Here is a 15,470-nt window from a genome sequence, read left to right on the forward strand (position 1 = left end):
GTGTGTGCCGGCAGCCCGCCAAACCTGCGACCTTGCGCCTCGCGTGGCGCAGAGCCGCGCGGCGGACAGCCGCTTTGACGGGCCCGTCGGGCAGGAGTAGCTTTGCCTTATTGAATACAAGCAGGAGTCGTCATGGACCCGCTCATGTTGTCGCGCATCCAGTTCGGCGCCAATATTTCGTTTCACATCCTTTTTCCTACCATCACCATCGCCCTCGGCTGGGTTCTTCTTTTCTTCAAGCACCGATACAACGTCACCGGCGACACGGCCTGGATGCGCGCCTACTTCACCTGGGTGAAGGTCTTCGCCATCACTTTCGCCATGGGTGTCGTCACCGGCATCACCATGAGCTTCCAGTTCGGCACCAACTGGCCGGGCTATATGGAAACCGTCGGCAACATCGCCGGCCCGTTGCTTGCCTATGAGGTGCTGACCGCGTTTTTCCTGGAGGCGGCCTTCCTCGGCATCATGCTGTTCGGCTTCCGCCGCGTGTCGAACCGCGTGCACACCTTCGCCACCTTCCTGGTCGCCTTCGGCACGACGGTCTCGGCCTTCTGGATCATCGCGCTGAATTCCTGGATGCAGACGCCGACCGGCTTCGAGATGCGCAACGGCCAGGCCCATGCGGTCGACTGGTGGGCGATCGTTTTCAATCCGTCCATGCCCTATCGCCTGACGCACATGCTGCTGGCCTCGGGCCTCACCGTCTCCTTCCTGGTCGCAGGTCTCTCGGCGCTGCGCTACATCTGGGGCGACCGTTCGGAATCGATGTGGAAAGCGCTGCGCACCGGCGTCTTTCTCGGCGCGGTATTGATCCCAATCCAGATTTTCGTCGGCGACCAGCATGGTCTCAACACGCTCGAGCATCAGCCCGCCAAGATCGCGGCCATGGAGGCCAACTGGAAGACCGGTCCCAACATCCCGCTGGTGCTGTTCGCGCTGCCCGACGAGAAGACCAAGGAAAACAAATTCGAGATCACCATCCCGAACGGCGCCAGCCTGATCCTGCGCCACAGCGCCGATGGCGTCGTGCCGGGCCTCGACCAGTTCGAGGGCAACCACCCGCCGGTCTTCCCGGTGTTCTGGGGTTTCCGCATCATGGTGGGCACCGGCTTGCTCATGCTGGCGGTATCGTGGGCGGCGAGTTTCTTCCTGTGGCGGCGCCAGAGCCTGCCGCAGCCCCTGGCACTCTTGATGGTGCCGATGGGTCTCTCGGGCTGGGTGGCGACGCTGGCCGGCTGGTACACCACCGAGATCGGTCGCCAGCCCTGGCTGGTGACCGGCGTGCTGAAGACCGCCGACGCGGTCGGTCCCATCGCCGGCGGTCAGGTCGCCTTCACGCTCGCCATCTATCTCATCCTCTACGCGCTGCTGCTCGTCGCCTATCTCGGCGTACTGGTGCATCTGGCGCTGAAAGCCGCCAAGGACGGCGACACCTCGCCGCTGCCTGGCGCGATGAATGCGGCACTTTCCCAGCAGGCTGCGGGGGAGTGAAACAAGGCAAGGTCGGTACCGGTAAATCGGAAGCGGTTTGAAACGAAGGGGAGTTGACGATGGCTCACAGTCGCAAGGACGAGGCGAGGGCGCTCAGCGCCGACGAACGGACGCATGTCGATCAATCCCGTCACCCGCAGGTGCAGGAACTTTCCGATACGGCTCTCGCCGATCTGATCAAACTGGTGCGCGAGCGCCGCGACAAGGCGCAGTCGGAGGCGGCCCGCCGTCGCCGCGAAATGCGCGGCAAGGCGGCGGCCAAGGGGGCACGACCCTCCGCCGACGACACGGGCTCGCGGCTGAAGGTCGAGGTGCTTGCGATGGCGATGCGCCGCCTCAATGGCGAGGCCGAACGCCGTCGCAGCAAGGCGGGTCGCGAGGCGCTGATCGCCAACGCGCGCAATGCCCTTGCCTTGCGCCAGTCGCGTGTCGCGGCCAACAAGGGCGGGTCGACCCACACCGCCGGCGAAGGCATGAGGGCCGTGGAAAACACCAAGGCCGAAAACCTGACCCGTCGCAGCGAAGTGGGTCGGGTGTCGCAAGCCACCAAGGTTGCGCAGGCCAAGCGCGATAGCCGCTGACCGGCGTCTGAAATCGGATTGTTGCCGCGGGCACGGCATCGGGAAAGGAACGCAGCGTCATGACCCTCGACTGGCCAACTCTTCTGCCCTTGATCTTTGCCGGCTTGATGGGCCTGGCCATCCTGGTCTATGTCGTGCTCGACGGTTTCGACCTCGGCATCGGCATCCTGTTCTCGCTGGCCGGCGACAAGGACAAGGATACGATGATCGCCGCCATCGGCCCGTTCTGGGATGCCAACGAGACATGGCTGGTGCTGGCGGTCGGCTTGCTGCTCGTCGCCTTCCCGATGGCGCATGGCGTCATCCTCACCGCGCTCTATCTGCCGGTCTTCGTGCTGTTGATCGGGCTCATCCTGCGCGGCGTCGCCTTCGACTTCCGCGCCAAGGTGCCGTCGGGCAAGAAGCAGCGCTGGAACCGCTTGTTCTTCGCCGGTTCGCTGATCGCCTCGCTGGCGCAGGGCTATATGCTGGGCGTCTATGTGCTCGGCCTGCAGAGCGGGCTGGCGGCGACGGCCTTCGGCGTGCTGGTGGCGCTCTGCCTTGCCGCCGCTTACGCCGCGATGGGCGCCGCCTGGTTGATCTACAAGACCGAGGGCGACCTTCAGACACGGGCGGTGCGCTGGCTGCGTTCCGCCCTGGTGCTGACGGTGCTCGGCATGGCCGCGATATCGCTGGCCACCCCGCTCGCCAGCCCGCGCATCTTCGCCAAGTGGTTCGTCTTCCCGGAGATGCTCTATCTGTCGCCGCTGCCGATCCTGTCGGCGCTGCTGTTCATCTGGCTGTGGCGGCAGACCTTCCACCTGCCAAAGGAGGGCGACCGCCACTCGCTGTTGCCGTTCCTGACGCTGGCAGCGATCTTCACGCTCGGTTTCGCCGGTCTCGCCTGGTCGTTCTATCCCTATGTGGTGCCGGACAAGCTGACCATCTGGCAGGCGGCCTCGGCGCCGGAAAGCCTGGTGGTCATCCTGGTCGGCGCCATCATCGTCTTGCCGATCATCATCTTCTATTCGTTCTACGCCTACCGGGTGTTCGCCGGGAAGGCGACGGACCTGACCTACGACTGAGAAACCGATGATGCCGGGCTGCAAATGGCGTGGCGCTGGCATGAGGCGATGCGATTTAGCGACGACCGTCGGGAATGACGGACCCAAGCCTCGAAGATCTTGCCATCACACGGGGCGACCGGGCATGCGAACCAACCCTCAACTCTTCGGGCTGGCCATGACCAGCACCGGCTTGTCGGCGTAAAGGTCCGGGAACATCGTCTTCAGGTTCTCGATCTTCGGCAGGTCATTGTAGACGATGTAGGGATAGGTCGGGTTCCGGGCGAGGAAGTCCTGATGGTAGTCCTCGGCGGGGTAGAACGCCTTACCGGTCTCCAGCGTCGTCACGATCTTGTTCGGGAACGCCTTCGTGGCTTCGAGCTGCGCGATGTAACCCTCGGCGATCTTCTTCTGCTCGGCATTGGTTGCAAAGACAGTGGAGCGGTACTGCGTGCCGTAGTCCGGCCCCTGGTAGTTGAGCTGGGTCGGGTCGTGGGCGACCGAGAAATAGATCTGCAGGAGCTTGCCATAGGTGATCTTGGACGGGTCGTAAGTGACCTCGACGGATTCGGCGTGACCGGTGTCGCCGGAGCCGACCGTCTCATATTCGGCGGTATCCTTGGTGCCGCCGGCATAACCCGAGACGGCGCCGGTGACGCCCTTGACGTGCTGGAACACGCCTTGCACGCCCCAGAAACAGCCGCCGGCGAAGACGGCTTTTTCCGTGCCGGGGGCCGATTTCTCGTCGAGCGCCGGTGGCGGGATTTTTACCGCCTCCTCGGCCGCGCGCGACGGCGCCTGCAGGAAGGTCAGCGCCGCCGCCGCGACAACGAGGCTGGCGGCGGTGCCGGTGGCAAACACTTTCCACGGCTTGCGCGAAGAATTGCGGTGTCTGGGCATGGCTTGGCTCCTTCATGGCGCCGGCGGCGTTTCCGGCACTATACGATGGCTGGTCTCGAACGGCTCTCACGATCCCGTGCTGTTGTCCGGCGGCGGATTGGGGACGGCCTCCCCCTCATCGGGCCGGCTCCCGTGCTACGCACCCTTCTCCCCGCGGGGGAAAAGGGTTTGGCGCCGACGCTGGCCGCCTCTTCTGACCGGAGAGGCCGGGTGAGGGGCTCCGAAATTTACTGCGTCTTCGGCTTCATCTTGTCGGCAGGCTTCATGGCGTCGGGTTTCATCGCGCCCTCGGATTTCATGGCACCCGCGTCCTTGCATGCCTTCATCGCCTTTTTCTTCATCATGGAATCCTTTTCCATGCCGGCCTTTTTCTTGCAGTCGGCCATCATCTTGCTGGCCGCCATCTTGTCGGCGGGCTTCATGGTGTCCATCGCGCTGGCGCCGATGGCACTGAACGCGGTCGCCGCAAAGGCAAGCGCCAGGGCCGGCAGGCTGATGGTGGAAAGACGGATCATGTTCTGCTCCTTCGAGGTTGGGCGGCGCATCTGACGGCGCCTGTTTTGCCGGGCCACGGCCCGGCAATTCCTGGACAAGGCCCGCCGCTCGGCGGGCCGGCGTTCGGCTACTCGGTGGCGGCGGCGAGGATCGGGCCGCCATGCGGCGCCTGCACCAGAACGGCGGTGGCAAGACCGCTCTTGGCCGCCGGCAGCGGCAGGGTGGTGGCCGCTCCCGTCCAGCTTCCCAGCCGGGTCAGAGCGCGCACGACATTGGCGTGCGGCAGCGTGTGGCCGCTGTTTTCGCCGCGCCCGACCGGCACCTCGACGACACCCGGCCGGTAATGGACCAGCCAGACATCCGCCCCGCCGGCCGGCGCGGTGCCGGCTCCGATGGCAGCACTACCGCCGGCGAGCGAAAGTGCTGGACCGGCGACGGGCTTGTCACGGCTGATCAGCGTCTCGATTTCGGAAAGCTGATTGCCGATCGTATCGGTGTGGCCGTTGACCACCATCTGCGGCGTGAACGGGCCGCTGCGGCCGAGGCCCGGCTCGTAGCTGACCTGCCTCTCTGTGAATTCCGGCCTGCCGAACGTGTCCTTCCAGCCGAGATAGTCCCAGTAAGTGACGTTGAAGGAGAGTGCCAGCACGCTCGGCCGGTCCTTCAGCTTGATCAGATTGGCGTTGGCGGGCGGACACGAAGAGCAGCCCTGGCTGGTGAACAATTCCACCACGGTGAGCGGCCTAGCCGTCGCTGCGCCGGTGGCCGCGAGGGCGAGGGCAATGCTGATGGCGAGGCGTTGTGCCCCGGTTCCCATGCCGCGCCTTGATCCGCTTGCGTTCATCGCCGCTCTCCCGTCTCGGACCGGTCCTGGCCGGTCACATCGGGGGTTTCGCCGGGGCGCGGCACTTCGTTACGCCGATCACCGCTTCGTGATCGAGCACCCTGTCGCGCGGCAAAAAAAGAACCCGCCGAGGACAGGGTCCGGGCGGGTTGAGCAGACGAGAGGGAACTGGAGGTTCCGGTGGAACTATTGTGTCAGCGTCGTTCCGGACGGGCGCTGCGAGAAGGCGCATTTGCCAGTGACGGAGTAGAAGAAGTCGGCGTTGACGATCGGCGCCGGTACCGGGCTGCCGCCGTCCTCCCAGGCCTGCTGGCTGGTCTGGCCGCACGGCACGGCGTTGAAGATGTTGACTTTCGTGCCGGTGGCCACTTCGACACCGTCGATATAGAGCCGGTTCGACGTCGTCGGGTCATCGCTTCTGACCTTCGTCGGATTGCCCTGGGGGACGTCCATCTGAAGGAACAATGTATCCATCTTGGTGACGTCGATGGCCGCGCCCTTGCCGCCGGTTGTGTCCAGCGTGATCGAGCAGGTCGTCATCTTGTTGCCGTTGATGATGGCGCCGGCGGGAGGGTTGTTCGTCGTACTGGTGGTCGTGCAGGTCTGCGTCTGCACCGCCTGGAAGACGCCGTTGAGGTTCGGCACCGAGATGGTGGTTGTGCCGTAACCCTTCGGGTCGCCGCCCTTGTTGTAGGTATAGGTGATCTTCATCAGCATCAGGGGAGGGTTGGTGCTGCCATAGGGCGTGCCGAACAGCGACACGGTTTTGTCCCACCAGCCCGACACCTTGGTGACGTTGAAGGTTGCCTGCACCAGCGCCGGCGGCTTGGTTGCCGACGAATTGACGTTGATGGTGACGTTGTTGATCGCGGCGACGCGCATGAAGTTGGTCGGCATGCTGTAGCTGGCCGAGGTATCGACCTTGGCGGTGCCGATATTGTCGACCGTGAAGCTGTTGAGCGTCGCGGTGCCGTCGGCGCCGTTGGCCGCGTAGAAGGCCTGCAGCTTGTCCTGCCTTTGCGCCAGCGTTGAGTCGATGGGCAGCGTGGTTATGGCCAGCGTTGCCGCGTCCAGCGCGTTCTGCATGTTGGAGCGCGTCTGCACGCCCGACGTGTAGTCGGCCGACACGCCCAGCACCGCAAACAGCGGCACCATGGAGATGGCGAACAGCGGCGTATAGGAGCCATTCTCGGATTTCAGGAAGTGCTTGAAGGACTTCAGCATGGACATATCCCAGCGACGATCTGGGCGGCAGATAGCACGCAGTCTTCAAACTCCCCGCTAACGGAACCCGTAAAGATTTAACGGTCGTGCGGATTCCCTTGGAACGCCGCCGCTTGCCCGCGCATCCGGCCCCTGATAAAGGCCGCGCCATGAGCACGCCCATTTCCAACATCCGCAATTTTTCCATCGTCGCCCATATCGACCACGGCAAGTCGACGCTGGCCGACCGCCTGATCCAGACGACTGGCGCGCTGGAGGCGCGCGAGATGACGGAGCAGGTGCTCGACAACATGGACATCGAGCGCGAGCGCGGCATCACCATCAAGGCGCAGACCGTCCGTCTCAACTACAAGGCCAATGACGGCCAGGACTATGTGCTGAACCTCATCGACACGCCCGGCCATGTCGACTTCGCCTACGAGGTGTCGCGGTCGCTGGCCGCCTGCGAGGGTTCGCTCTTGGTCGTCGACGCCTCGCAGGGCGTCGAGGCGCAGACGCTGGCCAATGTCTACCAGGCCATCGACAACAACCACGAGATCGTCGTGGTGCTGAACAAGATCGACCTGCCGGCCGCCGAGCCCGAGCGTATCCGCGAGCAGGTCGAGGAGGTCATCGGCATCGACGCCAGCCAGGCCGTGCTGATCTCGGCCAAGTCGGGCATCGGCATTCCCGACGTGCTGGAGGCGATCGTCAAGCAATTGCCGCCGCCGCGCGAGGGCGATGCTTCGAAGCCGCTCAAGGCCATGCTGGTCGATAGCTGGTACGACGCCTATCTCGGCGTCATCGTTCTGGTACGCGTCATCGACGGCGTACTCAAGAAGGGCCAGACCATCCGTATGATGGGAACCGGCGCGAAGTATCCGGTCGAGCGCACCGGCTTCTTCACGCCGAAGATGGTGCAGGCCGAGGAGATCGGCCCTGGCGAATTCGGCTTCATCACCGCCTCGATCAAGGAAGTGGCCGACACCCGCGTCGGCGACACCATCACCGAGGACAAGCGCCCGACCACGACCGCGCTGCCGGGCTTCAAGCCGGCGCAGCCGGTGGTGTTCTGCGGCCTGTTCCCGGTCGACGCCGCCGATTTCGAGGACCTGCGCGCCGCCGTCGGCAAGCTGCGTTTGAACGACGCCTCGTTCTCTTATGAAATGGAAACCTCAGCCGCGCTCGGCTTCGGCTTCCGCTGCGGCTTCCTCGGCCTGCTGCATCTCGAAATCATCCAGGAGCGGCTGGAGCGCGAGTTCGACCTCGACCTCATCGCCACCGCGCCGAGCGTCGTCTACCGGCTCAATCTGCGCGACGGCACGACCAAGGAACTGCACAACCCGGCCGACATGCCGGACGTCATGCAGATCCTGGCCATCGAGGAGCCGTGGATCCGCGCCACCATCCTCACCCCCGACGACTATCTCGGCGGCATTCTGAAACTCTGCCAGGACCGGCGCGGCGTCCAGGCCGACCTGTCTTATGTCGGCAAGCGCGCCATGCTGGTCTACGACCTGCCGCTGAACGAAGTGGTGTTCGATTTCTACGACCGGCTGAAGTCGATCTCCAAGGGCTACGCCTCCTTCGACTACCACCTGACCGACTATCGTGAGGGCGACCTCGTCAAGATGTCGATCCTGGTCAATGAGGAGCCGGTCGACGCGCTCTCCATGCTGGTGCACCGTACGGCGGCCGAAAAGCGCGGCCGCGCCATGTGCGAGAAGCTGAAGGACCTGATCCCGCAGCACATGTTCAAGATCCCGATCCAGGCGGCCATCGGCGGCAAGGTGATCGCGCGCGAGACCATCTCGGCCCTGCGCAAGGACGTGACCGCCAAGTGCTACGGCGGCGACGTCACCCGCAAGCGCAAGCTGCTCGACAAGCAGAAAGAGGGCAAGAAGCGCATGCGCCAGTTCGGCAAGGTCGACATCCCCCAGGCGGCGTTCATCGAAGCCTTGAAGATGGGCGATAACTGACGACGGCGGTCTGACCGCAGGTCAGTCGCAGGGAAATCGATCCGGTGGATCGATGCGAGTGCAAGTCCGGGTGGGAACTGCCGGAGGCAGCGGGTCCCACCCTGGGGCACCGGTCGATGACGGACCGCGACGCCTTACTTTCCATTCTTGGAACAAGGCGCGCCTACCGCCCGCCCCACTATTTCTTCACGGAAAAATCCACGGTCTGCTTCAGCGTGCCGTCGACGGAGATCTGCACCTGATAGGTGCCGACCGGCCAGCCGGCGTTCGGCTTGGTCATGGCGGAATCGACGTGGTTTTCCAGCGCGCCGATCTCGAAGCTGACTTCGTCGATCTTGTAGTTCGCCGGCGCCGCGCCGCCGGAATCGACCGCGATCCAGCTCACGGTGAGTTTTGACCCCGAAGCCACGTCGTCGGTCATGTCGGCGGAGAGGAAAATCTTCGCCGTGTCGGGCGTAAATGTCGTCTGGGTCTCCTCGGCGCCCTCGCTGGCCGACAGGACGATGTTTTCAAACCCTTCGGCCTGCGCGCGCGCAGAAAATGCCCCGACCGCCACCAGTGCCGCCGCCCCCATGATCATCGACCGAATGCGCATGCTCTTCCCCAAGATTGAACCCGCCGCCCGCGCCCGACTCACGCGATGCGCGCCAGCGGCTGCATGGTAGAACGCAGGGGCTGGGGTTTGTCTATGAGGGGGTGAGACGCGGTCCGCGTCAGCGGATGAAAAGCCAATTGCTTGGCTTTTCAAGCGACGAACGCCCCGAGTTTACGAGAGGCCGGGTGCGGTTGGGTTGTTCGGTCCAGCACATCCCCCAGTGGGGAAGACGGTGCTATCATCGCGCCCAAATAATACGGCGCCGCCGCATTAGCTTGTGGCTGTGCTTTCGAAATGGAATTGGGGATACCTTTCAAGCAATAGCCCGTCAGGGTGGAGTAAGCGGTTCATTTAGTTTACAGGTCGTCTCTACTGCTTCAGGGGTTGGACGATCGTGGAGAATGGCATAAAGCCCGAGCCCTTTTTGAAGTGGGCTGGGTCGAAACGGAAACTCCTTCCCGCCCTAGAGGGGCTTATTCCGAAATCATTTGGAACGTATATAGAACCTTTTTTAGGGTCGGCTTCCCTTTTTTTTCATCTGGCGCCGACTGACGCATACTTGGCCGATGCGAACAAAGACTTAATTAATACTTACTTGGCTGTTCGCGATAATCCAGAATTGGTTTCGCGACATTTGAGCCGCATGCGCGTTGATCGAGAGGTTTATTATTCGATTCGATCTAAACGTTCTAACGGCCTATATAAGAGAGCGGCTGAGTTTATTTATCTGAATAAAACTTGTTGGAACGGCTTGTACAGGGTGAACCTAAAGGGGGAGTTCAATGTTCCATATGGTGCACCAAAAAATTCCAAGGTCTTCGAAAAGGAGAATTTATTCGGCTGCTCATGCGCTCTGTCTAGCTCGTCGATCAAATTAGCTTGTGCGGATTACAGTGCCGTTGAGAAGATAGCAAAAAAAAATGATTTTGTATTTTTGGATCCGCCCTATGTTACAACGCATAGCAACAATGGTTTTATTGAATACAATGAAAAGATATTTAGCTGGGATGACCAGGTTCGGTTGGCTTCAATGTGTGAGAGGCTTGCAAACCGAGGTGTTCGTGTTCTCATAACAAATGCAAGTCACGACGCGTTGCGGAACCTATATGCCGGATTTGAATCAAAGGAGATTGTTCGGAAGTCCACCTTGGCTTCGAGTTCAAAATTCCGGAGAGAGGTTAAAGAAATTGCGTTTTTTGCATAGGCAAATCAATGGCTGAAAATATTGCGCTAATTGAGCCGCATAAGATTCATCCTAATGAAGAGAATCCGAGAATAATATTCCGTGAGGATGAGCTTCTGGCTCTGGAAGACAGTATTAAAAGGCAGGGCATACTTGTTCCTCTGACTGTCTTTGCGGATGGAAAAAACTATACCATCCTTGACGGTGAGAGGCGGTGGCGTTGCGCATCGAAGCTTGGGTTGTCTCAAGTCCCGGCGATTGTTCAACCCAAGCCAGACAAGCTCCAGAACATCATGATGATGTTCGCGATACATAAAACTAGACGAGACTGGGATCCTCTTCCCACAGCACAAAAACTACAGCAGCTAGAGAATGAGCTGGAGCGACGGTATAGTAGTAAGCCGACAGAAGACGCTTTGGCATCTGCAGCCTCCATTACGAGGGGGAGGTGCGGAGATATCGCCGTATCCTTGGCTTGCCGGAAGACCTGCAATCCGAACTCATGGAGGAATTGAACAAACCCCGATCCGAACAAATTCTAACGGTGGATCATGTGCTTGAATCAACTCGAGCTGTGGAAGCTATTGTTAAACGAGACATAGTCACAGTTGAGGAGGGGGAGAGGCTTTCTAGTGCGTTGATCGACAAGTTTAGGTCGCAAGTGGAACGAAGCACTGTGGGTCCACGTCAGCTGCCAAAAATTGCAAGGGCAGTGGAAAGAGGTGACGTATCTGTTTCGTCTGCGCAGAATGTGTTGCGTAAACTGATCGTCGATCGTTTTTATACAACGGATGATGCTTTCCGTGAAGTGGGGGCTGAATCAGAGGCGTCCAGAGATCTTCAGTTGGCTGCGGATCGTTTAGCGGAAAAAATCGGGGAACATCTTTTAAAGAGATACCCGGTGTCTAGGCCTCTGAAAGAATCTTTGGTTATTCTTGGTAAGAAAATAGAAATTTTAATTAGCTGATATTCTCCTAATGGCGGCGGGTTCATATAGGACATTGTCTGAATCGTCTTTGGCGGCGGCTGCTGACGCTGAACAACATTTTGCCGATCTGGGGTATGTAATTAGACGTGAACCAAATGAACTTGGGTTTCCGTTCACACCAGCTTTTGTTGCGGTACGCAAGCCAACAAGAGTGGTTGTGGAGGTCGTTTCCGAAATTGATGCTGACCGTGTTGATGAATGGAAATGTTATTGCAATGCTTGTGAGACGGACACTCAGCTTATGTTCGTAACAACAAAAGCCGTCTCTGAAAATACGATGGCGCTGTTGGCAAAGAGGAAAATAGGCTTAATTTCATTCGCAAATAATACCAGAATCCACCTTCTTGATGCGAGCGACATCGCATTTCAGATAACTTTGCCTGTTCTTGCCGGGCTTTCTAAGCCGCTTAGAGTGGAATTGGGTCCGGCTTATGAGAATTTTGATAAAGGCAACTGGCGCGAGGGGTTCGAGGATGCATGTATTGCCTTGGAAAATCGCGTTCGCCCCTATCTCTGGGCAGCAATTCAGTCGACACGACTGACTATCTACTCAAAAAAAGGGAAGCCTGCGAATCCAACCAGAGCTTCCGTATTCAAGATGACGTTGGGGCAATTGGCACATACACTTCGCAATGCAGCTCCTGTAAATCACTTAGACTCATTTATTGCGGATCTTATAACGAAGATTAACTCGGAGCGAATTAAGGTAGCTCATAAGAAATATAAAGCAGAGAAGACTTTACGACAGAAAGTTCCTCTTCATACGGTGTCGATTATAAGCTGTATGAAGAAATTCAGCTAGTGTATTCTGTGAAATTGGTGGGCATAGTGCCGCGGCGCCTCCGCCGCCATCGCCTTCCCTTCGCACGCGCACATCAATTGTTGCGATGCGAAAGGCCGTCCGTTAGGCTCGGTCACCTTCCGGTGGCTGAATGGGCTTGGGTCGCCCGCCGGGTTCTGTCTGGTCAGGGAGTTGATCTTGACGACGGCGACCATCGCGCGGCTTGAAGCCGCGCCAGCCCAGGCCGTGCGCGCCCGGCTTCTTTATCTCGACGGCTGGCGCGGCCTTTCCATCGCGCTGGTGCTCATCGGCCATTTCCTGCCGGTGCCGGGCATCAATCTGGCTCTGCTCGGCGTCGAGTTCTTCTTCGTTTTGTCCGGCCGGCTGATGGCCGAGATCCTGTTCATCGAGAATTATCCGCTAAAAGCTTTCTTCAAGCGGCGTTTCTCGCGCATCTACCCGGCGTTGCTGGTGTTCGTGCTGGCCGGCATGGTGCTCTTCGCCGGCACCTTCGTCGCCTATAAATGGAAGGCGGCGCTCACCGCGCTCACCTTCACCTATAATTATGTCGGCATCCTCATCAACCGCGCCGGTGCGCTCGACCACATCTGGTCGCTCTGCGTGGAAGAGCACGCCTATGTGGCGCTGGCGCTGATCAGCGTGCTGGTCGCCCGGCGCCGGCTGGCCGTCGTGCTGGCCGCACTTGCGGTGCTTTCGATGGTCAGCGGGGCGGTGTCCTACTGGGTGTTCCAGCTCGGTTTCGATGCCAGCTACTGGCGCACCGACACCCACATCGCCTCGATCCTGGTCTCGGCGCTTCTGTGCTGGCTGAAGACGTTTCCGCGCTGGCGCGCCGCCATGCAGCACCCGGCGATCGCGCCGGTGGCGGTTTTGTTAGGCACGCTGTTCTTCCTCGACGCGGTGCCGATGCCGCTGCACTACATGGCCGGAACCCTGTTCCTGGCGATCGCGGTCAACACGCTGGATTTCGCGCCCGTGCGGCTGACCGGCCTGTTGTCGTGGCGCCCGGCGGCGCAGCTCGGCCTGTGGTCCTATTCGCTCTATCTGTGGCAGCAGCCCTATTACAAGTTCGTCTATTTCAAGGGCAGTCCGGCGCTGCCGATGCTCGGCCTCACCTTCGCCTGCGCGCTTGGCAGCTATTATCTCGTCGAAAACCCGGCGCGGCGCTGGCTGAACCGCAATTGGTGAGACGGCGCTGGGTCGGTGAAAGGGCGGGGCTGGCGGTTTCCCTTCGCCGGCGGCTTGCGTTAAGGGCTTGGGCAAAGTTGCTTCCCATGCCGGACCACGCAGACCATGAACGCCAGATCCCGACCCCAATCCAACAACCCGCTGTTCCCGGGCCCGCTGTTCCTGGGCATCGACACCGGCGGCACCTATACGGACGCGGTTCTGTGGTCGGAGGGCTCGACGGGGTCCAAGGGCACCGTGGTCGCCAAGGCGAAGTCGCTGACCACCCGGCACGATCTCGCCGTCGGCATTTCGGGCGCGGTCGGCCAGGTGCTCGAAAAGACCGGCGCCGATCCGGCCTCCATCAAGCTGGTCTCGATGTCGACGACGCTCGCCACCAACGCCCTGGTGGAAGGGCAGGGTGGGCGCGTGGCGCTGATCATGATCGGCTTCGGCGAGGCCGATCTGGAGCGCGACGGCCTCAAAAGCGCGCTCGGCACCGACCCGGTGTTCTTCTGCCCCGGCGGTCATGACGTGCACGGCAATGCCGCCGCCCTCGACCTTTCCGAGCTGGAAGCGGCGCTGCCGGAGCTTGGCCGCTCCGTCTCGGGTTTTGCGGTCTGCGCCTATTTCGCCACGCGCAACCCCGCCCACGAGCTCGCCGCGCGCGAACTGATCCGCGAAAAGACCGGCCTGCCGGTCACCTCCAGCCACGAATTGTCGTCCAAGCTTGGCGGGCCGCGCCGGGCGCTGACGACACTGCTCAATGCGCGGCTGATCGCCATGATCGACCGGCTGGTGGCGGCGACGGAAGGGTTTCTGGCCGAGCGCGGCATCGCAGCACCGCTGATGGTGGTGCGTGGCGACGGCGCGCTGGTCTCGGCCGATTTCGCCCGCCAGCGGCCGATCGAGACCATTCTTTCGGGCCCCGCCGCCTCGCTGGTCGGCGCCCGCCACATGACCGGGCTGGACGATGCGGTCGTCTCCGACATCGGCGGCACCACTACAGACGTTGCCGTGCTCGACAAGGGCCGGCCGCGGCTCGATCCGGAAGGCGCCACCGTCGGCGGCTTCCGCACCATGGTGGAGGCGGTGGCCATGCGCACCTTCGGTCTCGGCGGCGATTCCGAAGTGGCATTGGAAGAGGGCGGGCTGTCGCCGAAGATCCTGCTTGGGCCGCGCCGTGTCGTGCCGCTGGCGCTGGCCGGCCTTGCCCATGGCGAGGCGGTGATCGCCGAGCTGGAACGGCAGCTGCGCGCGCCGAACCCCGGCCGCATGGACGGACGCTTCGCCGTGCGCACTGGTGTGCCGGAGCGGCTGGCGGCGGGGCTGACCACGCCGGAGGCCAAGCTCTACGAGGCAATCGGCGCCGTGCCGCTGCCGATCGACCGGCTGCTGACCTCCAACGCGCAGAACGCGACGCTGAACCGGCTGGTGGCGCGCGGCCTGGTGCATGTCTGCGGTTTCACCCCGTCGGATGCCGCGCACACTCTGGGCAAGCAGGCGAACTGGGATGCCAAGGCCGCCCGGCTCGGCGCCGAACTCTTCGCCCGCCGCAAGGACGGGCGCGGCCAGCCCATAGCGGCCTCGCCGGAAGAGATTTCGGAACGCGTGCTGGTGGCGCTCACCCGATTTTCGGCTGAAGTCATCCTGGAAACCGCCTTCGCCGAGGACGGGCTGGATGGCGCCGCCACAGTGGCACACGCGCTGGTGCAGCGCGCGGTCGACGCCCATCCCGGCATCGCGCGGCTGACCGTGGCGCTCGACCGGCCGGTGATCGGCCTCGGCGCCTCGGCGCCGTTGCACTACGCGGCGCTGGCTCCGCTGGTCGGCAATGAATGCGTGGTGCCGGTCGACACCGATGTCGCCAACGCGTTGGGCGCGGTAGTCGGCCAGGTGCGGGTGACGGCGGAAGCCCGCGTCAGCCAGCCGAAGGAAGGTCTGTTCCGGGTTTCCTCGGGCGAGGGCGTGCGCGACTTCCTCAATGAGGCGGATGCGCTCGCCAAGGCCGAGGCCGATGTCAGGAAGCTGGTCGCCAGCCGCGCCAACGAGGCCGGCACCGACACCGCCGAGATCGATGTGGCGCACGATATCCGCGCTTCCGTCGTCGAGGGCCAGCGCATGTTCATCGAGGCGCATATCGTGGCAACGGCCGCCGGCCGGCCGCGTATCGCTGCGTAACCGGGTTTGCTCCCC

The 15,470-nt window shown here is 61.8% G+C and carries 15 protein-coding genes; 10 read left to right on the forward strand and 5 right to left on the reverse strand.

The annotated features are described in order from the left end of the window. Positions 1-132 precede the first annotated feature (132 nt). From QFZ88_RS21145 to QFZ88_RS21155, 3 genes are read left to right on the forward strand one after another with little or no spacing between them, the layout of a single operon-like run. Positions 133-1,494, forward strand: coding sequence for a cytochrome ubiquinol oxidase subunit I (locus QFZ88_RS21145; RefSeq protein WP_024922267.1), 1,362 nt, complete (start codon positions 133-135; stop codon positions 1,492-1,494). Between the two features lie 59 nt (positions 1,495-1,553). Beyond that, a complete protein-coding gene (locus QFZ88_RS21150; RefSeq protein ID WP_024922268.1) occupies positions 1,554-2,075 on the forward strand; it encodes a hypothetical protein in 522 nt (173 codons plus the stop codon). A gap of 59 nt (positions 2,076-2,134) precedes the next feature. Further along, entirely contained in the window at positions 2,135-3,139 is a 1,005-nt protein-coding gene (locus tag QFZ88_RS21155; RefSeq protein ID WP_024922269.1) for a cytochrome d ubiquinol oxidase subunit II, read from the forward strand. A gap of 138 nt (positions 3,140-3,277) precedes the next feature. Here the strand turns inward: QFZ88_RS21155 and msrA are convergent, their stop codons facing one another. The 4 genes from msrA to QFZ88_RS21175 all read right to left on the reverse strand — a co-directional run bounded on the left by msrA (position 3,278) and on the right by QFZ88_RS21175 (position 6,581). Next, positions 3,278-4,018: a peptide-methionine (S)-S-oxide reductase MsrA gene (msrA, locus tag QFZ88_RS21160; protein ID WP_024922270.1), complete on the reverse strand. Its 741-nt coding sequence runs from the start codon at positions 4,016-4,018 to the stop codon at positions 3,278-3,280. Between the two features lie 227 nt (positions 4,019-4,245). Continuing rightward, a complete protein-coding gene (locus QFZ88_RS21165; protein ID WP_137901152.1) occupies positions 4,246-4,533 on the reverse strand; it encodes a hypothetical protein in 288 nt (95 codons plus the stop codon). 107 nt (positions 4,534-4,640) lie between these two features. Then, positions 4,641-5,330: a DUF1223 domain-containing protein gene (locus tag QFZ88_RS21170; protein ID WP_036254948.1), complete on the reverse strand. Its 690-nt coding sequence runs from the start codon at positions 5,328-5,330 to the stop codon at positions 4,641-4,643. 213 nt (positions 5,331-5,543) lie between these two features. After that, complete coding sequence (locus QFZ88_RS21175) at positions 5,544-6,581, reverse strand: TadE/TadG family type IV pilus assembly protein (protein WP_024922273.1); 1,038 nt, start codon at positions 6,579-6,581, stop codon at positions 5,544-5,546. A gap of 149 nt (positions 6,582-6,730) precedes the next feature. Between QFZ88_RS21175 and lepA the strand changes: the two genes are divergently transcribed. After that, complete coding sequence (gene lepA / locus QFZ88_RS21180) at positions 6,731-8,539, forward strand: translation elongation factor 4 (protein ID WP_024922274.1); 1,809 nt, start codon at positions 6,731-6,733, stop codon at positions 8,537-8,539. Positions 8,540-8,717: 178 nt separating this feature from the next. On the opposite strand, the gene QFZ88_RS21185 is transcribed toward lepA, so the two are convergent. Further along, positions 8,718-9,134 (reverse strand): hypothetical protein, encoded by a 417-nt coding sequence (locus QFZ88_RS21185; protein WP_024922275.1) that lies wholly within the window; start codon positions 9,132-9,134, stop codon positions 8,718-8,720. A 394-nt stretch (positions 9,135-9,528) separates the two neighbouring features. Here QFZ88_RS21185 and QFZ88_RS21190 point away from each other — a divergent pair, with 394 nt between their 5' ends. The 6 genes from QFZ88_RS21190 to QFZ88_RS21210 all read left to right on the forward strand — a co-directional run bounded on the left by QFZ88_RS21190 (position 9,529) and on the right by QFZ88_RS21210 (position 15,455). After that, entirely contained in the window at positions 9,529-10,338 is an 810-nt protein-coding gene (locus QFZ88_RS21190) for a DNA adenine methylase (protein ID WP_161777438.1), read from the forward strand. Between the two features lie 8 nt (positions 10,339-10,346). Continuing rightward, positions 10,347-10,832 carry a ParB/RepB/Spo0J family partition protein gene (locus QFZ88_RS29580; RefSeq protein ID WP_373426394.1) on the forward strand — a complete coding sequence of 162 codons (486 nt, stop codon included), beginning with the start codon at positions 10,347-10,349 and terminating at the stop codon, positions 10,830-10,832. Then, entirely contained in the window at positions 10,766-11,284 is a 519-nt protein-coding gene (locus QFZ88_RS21195; protein WP_307419097.1) for a hypothetical protein, read from the forward strand. The genes QFZ88_RS29580 and QFZ88_RS21195 overlap by 67 nt, the downstream gene beginning before the upstream one ends. Before the next feature lie 10 nt (positions 11,285-11,294). Continuing rightward, entirely contained in the window at positions 11,295-12,107 is an 813-nt protein-coding gene (locus QFZ88_RS21200) for a hypothetical protein (RefSeq protein ID WP_139116502.1), read from the forward strand. A gap of 177 nt (positions 12,108-12,284) precedes the next feature. Beyond that, on the forward strand, positions 12,285-13,295 hold the full coding sequence (locus QFZ88_RS21205) for an acyltransferase family protein (RefSeq protein WP_024922277.1): 1,011 nt from the start codon (positions 12,285-12,287) through the stop codon (positions 13,293-13,295). A gap of 105 nt (positions 13,296-13,400) precedes the next feature. Further along, positions 13,401-15,455, forward strand: a complete 2,055-nt coding sequence (locus tag QFZ88_RS21210; RefSeq protein ID WP_024922278.1) for a hydantoinase/oxoprolinase family protein — start codon at positions 13,401-13,403, stop codon at positions 15,453-15,455. The last annotated feature ends 15 nt before the right edge of the window (positions 15,456-15,470 follow it).

Source organism: Mesorhizobium sp. YL-MeA3-2017 (assembly GCF_030814575.1).
In the GTDB taxonomy this organism is placed as follows: Bacteria; Pseudomonadota; Alphaproteobacteria; order Rhizobiales; family Rhizobiaceae; genus Mesorhizobium; species Mesorhizobium terrae.

What these genes read in the sequence shown, in the direction of transcription:
- QFZ88_RS21165 (WP_137901152.1), bottom strand. Translation starts at nt 4,533, where the DNA reads ATGATCCGTCTTTCCACCATCAGCCTGCCGGCCCTGGCGCTTGCCTTT.
- QFZ88_RS21145 (WP_024922267.1), top strand. Translation starts at nt 133, where the DNA reads ATGGACCCGCTCATGTTGTCGCGCATCCAGTTCGGCGCCAATATTTCG.
- QFZ88_RS21150 (WP_024922268.1), top strand. Translation starts at nt 1,554, where the DNA reads ATGGCTCACAGTCGCAAGGACGAGGCGAGGGCGCTCAGCGCCGACGAA.
- QFZ88_RS21170 (WP_036254948.1), bottom strand. Translation starts at nt 5,330, where the DNA reads ATGGGAACCGGGGCACAACGCCTCGCCATCAGCATTGCCCTCGCCCTC.
- QFZ88_RS21185 (WP_024922275.1), bottom strand. Translation starts at nt 9,134, where the DNA reads ATGCGCATTCGGTCGATGATCATGGGGGCGGCGGCACTGGTGGCGGTC.
- QFZ88_RS21200 (WP_139116502.1), top strand. Translation starts at nt 11,295, where the DNA reads ATGGCGGCGGGTTCATATAGGACATTGTCTGAATCGTCTTTGGCGGCG.
- QFZ88_RS21155 (WP_024922269.1), top strand. Translation starts at nt 2,135, where the DNA reads ATGACCCTCGACTGGCCAACTCTTCTGCCCTTGATCTTTGCCGGCTTG.
- QFZ88_RS21175 (WP_024922273.1), bottom strand. Translation starts at nt 6,581, where the DNA reads ATGCTGAAGTCCTTCAAGCACTTCCTGAAATCCGAGAATGGCTCCTAT.
- lepA (WP_024922274.1), top strand. Translation starts at nt 6,731, where the DNA reads ATGAGCACGCCCATTTCCAACATCCGCAATTTTTCCATCGTCGCCCAT.
- QFZ88_RS21210 (WP_024922278.1), top strand. Translation starts at nt 13,401, where the DNA reads ATGAACGCCAGATCCCGACCCCAATCCAACAACCCGCTGTTCCCGGGC.
- msrA (WP_024922270.1), bottom strand. Translation starts at nt 4,018, where the DNA reads ATGCCCAGACACCGCAATTCTTCGCGCAAGCCGTGGAAAGTGTTTGCC.
- QFZ88_RS29580 (WP_373426394.1), top strand. Translation starts at nt 10,347, where the DNA reads ATGGCTGAAAATATTGCGCTAATTGAGCCGCATAAGATTCATCCTAAT.